This is a genomic window from Streptococcus sp. KCJ4932, from assembly GCF_004352745.1.
GTDB classification, from domain to species: domain Bacteria; phylum Bacillota; class Bacilli; order Lactobacillales; family Streptococcaceae; genus Streptococcus; species Streptococcus ruminicola.
The window spans coordinates 1-1,493 of the sequence record NZ_SJWW01000033.1; the positions used below are offsets into that span (position 1 = coordinate 1).

The following is a 1,493-nucleotide window of genomic DNA, read 5'->3' on the forward strand; positions in this document are numbered from 1 at the left end:
GGGATAAATAAAAGTGGAAAAATGAGTAAAATGAATGGAAGTTTTATTGTTGCTAGTAGCGCGCAAAGAAATATATATATGAATATCTTCCATATACTTATTTTATTTACCTCTTGGTAAAAATACGCAAGAAGACTTAATATCAATAAAATTATTCCTAAACCTAAAGCATCCTGATTATATGAACCGGCTAAATAAATATTCATTGGCAAAAGGCTAGATACAGAAATTATTTGTGCCAATTTTCCTGATACCTTTACTGCAATAAAAATTAAAATAGCGTAAGCTATAACATTAAAAATTCTTCCTAATAAATAGCTAAAAATAATACTTATATCTAAAATATTTCCAATTTTCAAGCCAATTGCTTGAGGTAAATATCCAAAAATATAATATGCATTTGTAACCGTTAAACGCTCATTTGCTATTTCCATCTTACTAGGAGAAATATTCCTCAATTTGCTCTTTTGTATTGGTAAACCAGTCTCTTTATCAATATGAATAAAATCTTCTGATTCCAAAAGGTTCTTACTATTATTAGAAAGGTTTAAATCACCCTCCGAAAGAAATAAACTTCTTTGATAATGAACTGGCTCATCAGGAATATCATTTATCGGACTAAGACACGCAGATGCAATACCAGTAATTAAAATAAAAATAGCCGTCCTATACTCAATCCTCACTTTAGAAATACTTATTAAAAAAATTCCAATAAAAAATAATACAAGTGTGAGCTTTACAGGGATATCGTTATTATCTCCGTAAACAGCGTACATAATTAAAAAAACAAGGAAAAGCAAACTGTATGATTTCCAGTTGCTCGTTATAATATCTACAATAAATCGTATAATCCTCTCAAATTTTTGCTTAATAAAATATCCTTTAGAAATCATATTACTCCTTTTATCTTAATTAATTCTTTTTTTATATTTCAGAACTTGAAATATAAAAATTGATATTAATAGCCATACATTCATCGTAATTAAAAAACTTAAGGAAGCACCCAAAATCTCTAAATTTTCAACAAGTGTATTCGTGATAATTTGCGAAACAATGAAAGCGCCTCCGTATGGTATCAAGAGATATTTTTGTCGGCGCATCGCAGTCAAAATATTATCAATAGCTGTTGCAAAACTCCCCACTGCTCCACCAATCATAATAATTAAAAGTGTTAACCAATAATTTTGTAAATCCTCACCATATAAAATTTCCAAAATTGATATTCCAAATAAACCACTACCTAAAATAACAAGAATACTTAAAGCACCTAAATATCCAAAAAGTGTTTTCTGTAATTTTTTAAAATGACTTAATTGATTGTGTAAAATATCAACAGCCATTTCTGTAATTAGTGGTCTAAAGAAAAGCATCATCAAATTCATCACAAACGCTGGCATAAACAAAATGTTAAAAATTGTTTGTGCTCCAACTTGAATTTTTCCAACACTTCCTAAAAAATCTAACGAGTACTTAGGTTGATTATAGATGTAGAT

At 28.5% G+C, this 1,493-nt stretch carries 1 protein-coding gene and 1 pseudogene; both read right to left on the reverse strand.

The genetic code is table 11. The annotated features are described in order from the left end of the window. Positions 1-893 (reverse strand): DUF2142 domain-containing protein (locus tag E0E02_RS09350; RefSeq protein ID WP_133018455.1); only part of this gene is annotated, 893 nt, incomplete at its 3' end. 15 nt (positions 894-908) lie between these two features. Continuing rightward, positions 909-1,493: pseudogene (locus E0E02_RS09480) on the reverse strand (lipopolysaccharide biosynthesis protein); the annotation flags it as partial.